General features: G+C 33.2%; 5 protein-coding genes and 1 pseudogene. All 6 read left to right on the top strand.

The genetic code is table 11. From position 1 onward, the window contains the following. Nucleotides 1–69 precede the first annotated feature (69 nt). Nucleotides 70–561: a small multi-drug export protein gene (locus tag IEX94_RS19210; protein ID WP_188859834.1), complete on the top strand. Its 492-nt coding sequence runs from the start codon at nucleotides 70–72 to the stop codon at nucleotides 559–561. Between the two features lie 132 nt (nucleotides 562–693). Then, a complete protein-coding gene (locus IEX94_RS19205; protein ID WP_188859832.1) occupies nucleotides 694–1,485 on the top strand; it encodes a helix-turn-helix domain-containing protein in 792 nt (263 codons plus the stop codon). A gap of 165 nt (nucleotides 1,486–1,650) precedes the next feature. Further along, on the top strand, nucleotides 1,651–1,902 hold the full coding sequence (locus IEX94_RS20360; protein WP_188859831.1) for a YfzA family protein: 252 nt from the start codon (nucleotides 1,651–1,653) through the stop codon (nucleotides 1,900–1,902). A 598-nt stretch (nucleotides 1,903–2,500) separates the two neighbouring features. Next, nucleotides 2,501–3,562, top strand: coding sequence for a DNA cytosine methyltransferase (locus IEX94_RS19195; protein WP_188859829.1), 1,062 nt, complete (start codon nucleotides 2,501–2,503; stop codon nucleotides 3,560–3,562). 216 nt (nucleotides 3,563–3,778) lie between these two features. After that, entirely contained in the window at nucleotides 3,779–4,738 is a 960-nt protein-coding gene (locus tag IEX94_RS19190) for an AAA family ATPase (RefSeq protein WP_188859827.1), read from the top strand. 2 nt (nucleotides 4,739–4,740) lie between these two features. After that, nucleotides 4,741–5,467 (top strand): annotated as a pseudogene (locus tag IEX94_RS19185) (hypothetical protein); the annotation flags it as partial.

Here is a 5,467-nt window from a genome sequence, read left to right as displayed (position 1 = left end):
TGTATAAAATTTAACTTAGATGTGTCCATGAAACTATACTAGCATCAAAGGTTAAAAGGAGTAGCTATTATGTTTCGTCAATTAGTACAAGAAATTGTCGGTTATTTATCAGAATTAAATTTACTACTACAATATTTGGGAACTTTTTTAATATCATTCATTCCGTTTGTGGAATCTCTCGGTGGATCAATGATTGGTTCTTTAATTGGAATACCCATTATTTTAGCGGTAATTATCAGTATTTTTGGGAACTGGATTTCAATCATGTCCATTATTGTTTTATTTAATACTTTGCAAAGGAAAATTCATAATCGGGATTCAAAAAAAGGATTTGTTCATAATCGCACATTGAAAGCTAGGGAATTGTATGATAAATACGGTGTTCCAGGTTTGGCACTTATTGCGCCGTTAATTGCTTCTGGTCATATTGCTGCATTCACTTCATTAGCTCTTGGTGTAAATAAAAAAAGAGTCGTTTACTGGCATATTATTAGTATAGTATTGTGGGGAATCATTGGTGGAGCACTCGGGGGATATTTAAACAATGACATAATAAAATAACTTTTCGATTGTATTTACTGTCTTTCCTTTTATTTTTATAATAAGTTAAAATATAAACTATGCTGTATAGTAAATGGTTAGAATTATCAATAAAAAGAGCGGTATTTTGTAAAGGGAAGGAGTTTAAAGTAAGTGACATTTGGTGAAAAATTATTTAAATTAAGGAAGGAAAGAGGACTTTCACAAGAGGCTTTAGCTGAAAAATTAAACACATCAAGACAAGCAGTGAGTAAATGGGAAAATGGTCAAGGATATCCTGAAACTGAAAAGCTTCTTATGATTGGAAATATATTTGATGTTTCAATGGATTATCTATTAAAGAGCCCTAGCGAAACCAATAATGATAAAGAGTCGGGATATTATGTCAGTAAAGAAACGGCTGAAGGTTATATATTGTCAGTTCGTAAATCTGCTAAATATTTATCGTTGGGTTTATTTTTTATTGCTTTAGCCTTCATTCCTTATTTTATTTTTAAACAAGATCCATCAATTTATTTAATACCAACAATTATTTTTGCGACAATAGGCATAGGAGCGTTTTCGTCAACATCTTTTTTTGAAGAAGAAAAGTATAAAGTGCTTAAGCAAGAACCATTATTGTTTGATGAAAAACATCTCCAAGAACTTAACGTTAGATATGAAAATATAAAAAGAAAATACAATATTTATATGATATTAGGATTTGGATTATTTGTAGTGGGGTTCTTACCTATTGGATTAGAAAGGAAAAGTATTATTCCTACTAGTTTTTTGACACCTTATTACCCAGTTTGTATTGGATTGATTGCTATTGGTATTTATATCTATACTTATATGTTCAATGTTTTAGACGCATATAAACTTCTTGCTAAGAATGAAATATATATCAATCGATTTGGCTTTAAATTTAGAAAAAAATTCAGGAAAAAGTTTGATGATTTTTAGAGAATAAAATTCAATTAGTTCCATACATTTTTTTGAAGAGAATTATATTGTTAAATAGCACTGAGTAGCTTCGAGTTTATAGTATTCCCTAATCGTCAAATCATTTTAAAAAGCCGTTAATCAATTATCAAAAAGTAACGTATAAAAGAATGGGATGGTAAGCAAATGAGGAAATGGTTAATCAATGTTGTTTTTTTTATTGTTCTTAATTTTATATTGATAATTGTTGATAGTACCACGCTTATTAACAATTTTGACTTCGGTAAATTTGGGAATGAAATGCTACAAAAAGAAATTTTCACAAAATGGTTTAATTTTTACGAAACACCTTTCTTTAACGTGGTTTTATTTTTTGCTACTATCCATATAATTTTATTCCCTTTTTATGGTATTATCTATACAGTGCGAAAAAAGTAGGAACTAGGCATCAGAAAATAATTAAAAAGCTTCAATAAAATATATCAATTTATGCCCATCCCACTTGTTTTTAGCTCTGAATAAACGTTTGCACTTTTAGGCTTGAGTACATTATTAGTTGGATTCTTTCTCGTATTGAAAACTGAAGCCATTATTTCAATAGCAGTGATAATTATAATTTTAGAAATTACCTTCGTAAATATGAAATTGCTTAAGTGATTATTGTGTCGATATGTTTCCACGTACCTACACCTTTGGTCGATATGTTCCCGCAGACGTACTCGCTCATGAAAAAGCCCTGGACATCAAGCTTGGTGGCTCGTCCCATGTGGAGGCTATAGCGTTGATACAACGGAAAATTATGTAGAAATCCTTAGTTTCACAACGTTTTACAAGCATGCACACTTTGTACCAAATGGTGAAAATGGGCGTAAAAAAGTGATGAAAAACCATATTGAGGTTTCAGTAGGAATTGAACTGGTGTGTGGGAACACAACAGAATAATAAATTTTAACTTAATAGATTCTATTATCTTTAGACGTTTAATTAAAATGAACGTCTTTTTTTTGTACCCAAAAATGAAGGGTAGAGGTGAAATATGGTCGGAATAACATTGGGAAGTTTATTTGACGGAATCGGGGTATTTCCTCTAGCTGGTTCTCGTTACGGAATTATACCAACATGGGCAAGTGAAGTAGAGAAAGCGCCAATTTCTATTACAAAAAGGCATTTCCCTAATCTGTTACGTCTAGGAGATATTACAAAAGTTGATGGTGGAAAAATACCACCTGTTCATATTATTACCTTTGGTTCTCCATGTCAGAACTTATCCAATATCGGAAAACGAGAAGGTCTTGCAGGAAGTCAATCCAGTTTATTTTATCATGCGATCCGCATTATCGAAGAAATGAGGTGTGCAACGAATGGAACATATCCAGTTATCGCTGTTTGGGAAAACGTCATGGGAGCTTTTTCATCAAATAACAGGTTGGATTTTAAAGCCGTGTTGGAGTCGTTCACAAAAACCAGTGTTCCAATGCCTGCTTCTGGACTCTGGGCAAACGCTGGAATGGTCCGAGGGAATGATGTTGATGTGTGCTGGCGCGTCTTGGATGCCCGATATTGGGGAAAGCCCACACTTCCTCAAAGAAGAAGACGTATCTTCCTCGTGGCGGATTTTGGAGGAACACGTGCCAGAGAAATATTATTTAAAAGCCGCGAACTGCAATCATTTTCTACTACTTGCGATGAAAGTCGGCCACCCTCCACCGCAGCCAGTCGAGTATCTTCTGAAAAAGCAAGGAGGAAAATACCCGTCGTCCGTCCCTTTCAAGAAAGACGTATGCGAAGTACCGCAAAAGACAAAAACAAATCAGGATTCATTGGAAGTTTCGGACGGACAAATGACCCTTTCCCAACTTTGCTAGCTGGTTCAGTCAATATCTTTTCTTTTTGGTATGAGGGGAAAGAAAAAGAAGGCTATATACGACAACTAACTCCATTGGAATGTGAACGTTTGATGGGATTACCAGAGGGCTGGACAGCTTTTGGAAATAAGGATGAAGCCATTAGTGATTATGCAAGATATAAAGCGATTGGAAATGCAATTGCTGTACCATGTGCGGAATATATTATGGCTGGTATTGCGGAAAATTTATAGTAAATCAATTTTGGGCATGGTGAATTATTGTTATCTAACGTGTTTTTATGGACGAAAGCATAGAAAGGAGAAAGATGTTAAGCGAATATAACATTAATCAATAGTACTCTCTTTCGCAATGTTCAAGTAGTTGACATATAATACACTAAATTGACTTTGATCCTTTTGAAGAATACAATTATAAAAAGGGTAAATATGCTAAAGGAGGTGTTTTAAATGGCTACAGCGGATCATATAAAAAGTTTGGTGAAAGCACATTTGGATGGAAACAATGAAAAGTTTAAAACCATTGTATTACAAATTGCAGCATATGAAGCCAAACAAAATCATGTTAACTTTGCTAGAGAGTTAAAAAAACTCGTCGATAAATCACAGATTCCTCGCGCTAATGTAGTTTCACTAAATAAAACTAATCCTATGTTGCATATGACTATACCTAACAATCAATTGGATGGGTTAATTGTTTCGGATGAGATTAGAGATAGAATCATTAGAATTTTGAATGAGTATAAAAATAAAAATAAACTTAAGCAATATGGTATGGATAACAGAAGGAAAATTCTGATTGAAGGTCATCCTGGAACAGGAAAAACATATACTGCATCGGTAATTGCGACCGAGTTAGAACTTCCATTGTATACTGTTCAAGTAGATAAGTTAGTAACAAAGTTTATGGGAGAAACTAGTGCAAAACTAAGACAAATTTTTGAGTCTATAGAAAATAATATTGGTGTATACTTTTTTGATGAATTTGATGCCATTGGTGCAGATAGAAGTTTAGACAATGAAGTTGGAGAGATGAGACGGATATTGAACTCCTTTTTACAATTTATAGAACAAGACACTTCCGAAAGTATTATAGTTGCTGCTACCAATAATCAAAAGTTACTGGATCAAGCATTATTTCGTAGATTCGATGATGTATTACACTACTCTCTACCCACGAAAGATGAAATATGCAGATTATTTAAATATAAGCTTTCAGTATTTCAAAAGAATTTTACACCATCAGATAAATTAATTGATAGCTCACTTTCTTTGAGTCATGCGGAATTAATAAAAGTTTGCGATGATGCAATAAAAGACTCTATCTTGCATGATAGAAACATTACACAATCCCAACTTTTAAAATTAATTAATGAAAGAATGACTGTTTATTCTAATAAGGAGGCATAAGATTGGCGGTAGAAAAGAAAAATATATTTTTAAAGAATACAAAAAATGCTTTAGAATATTCTTCACCTCCAAGAATGGGGAGTTCTAATTTCCCTGTGCGTCCAAATGTTAGAACTCACGGCGAGTTTATTCAGCAAATGATAAAAGGTAGTTATGAACGTTCAACAGATCAAAAACGTGCAGCAGCAATAAAGTATAAAAACGGAACATATCTTGAATTTTCAAGTGAATCCGGATATGACTTGGCCCTAAAAAGTTTGGAAAATATACAGCAGGGAATTCGAATTTTAAATGTGAGGGAAGACTCGGAAAATACTATAACAAAAGCCACAGTATATGTTCCAGGAGGAAAAGAAAAATACTTTATGGAAAAAGCTGAGGAATATATCGAAAAAACAACTAAAAAAGGTAAGCCAAGGCACAATGATCTCATTAGTAGTATAGAGGATATTTCCTTGGCTTTATTAGATGCATTTTGGATAGGTGAAAATACCGATATGCCTACGGAAACAGCGTATTGGTGTGAGGTGTGGTTAAGATTTGATGCTGACAAGTCTGGGGAAAAAACTGAGAAAAATAAGGAAGCTGCGATAAAGAACTTAACGGACTGCTGTAAATCTTTGAATATTGATTTGAATGATAGTCAAATTGTTTTTCCAGAAAGAATAGTTAAATTAATATACCTAAATTGCAATATTAAATGCAACACTTTATGTGAAACCACTATAT

The sequence above is a fragment of the Oceanobacillus indicireducens genome, assembly GCF_014647195.1.
GTDB classification, from domain to species: domain Bacteria; phylum Bacillota; class Bacilli; order Bacillales; family Amphibacillaceae; genus Oceanobacillus; species Oceanobacillus indicireducens.
The sequence above is the reverse complement of the archived record's forward strand: the minus strand, read 5'-3'. Positions and strand labels throughout refer to the sequence as shown.